General features: G+C 69.8%; 1 pseudogene. It reads left to right on the plus strand.

Features of this window, described 5'->3' with window-relative positions:
• Positions 1 to 172: pseudogene (locus SB751_RS32530) on the plus strand (urea carboxylase); the annotation flags it as partial.
• Between the last annotated feature and the right edge of the window lie 86 nt (positions 173 to 258).

Here is a 258-nt window from a genome sequence, read left to right on the forward strand (position 1 = left end):
CACGGCGCCGCATCCGCTCGATCCGCAACGCGAGTACACGCCGAAACCGGTGAAGCTGATTGCATGGCGCGCCTATCCCGCGGAGTCCTCCGCGCCCGCCGACGATCCGTGCCGCAACGCGTGCGCCGAAAACGGCCGCGCTTTCACCAACACCGACCGCCTGTTCGCCTGAGGAGCCGCCATGCCGATCATCGAAAGCGCGCTCGACGCGCGCACCGCCCGTTACGACTTCACGCTGCCCGCGGGCGAGCCGTGGCT

The organism is Cupriavidus sp. SIMBA_020 (assembly GCF_046535395.1).
GTDB lineage: Bacteria > Pseudomonadota > Gammaproteobacteria > Burkholderiales > Burkholderiaceae > Cupriavidus > Cupriavidus campinensis.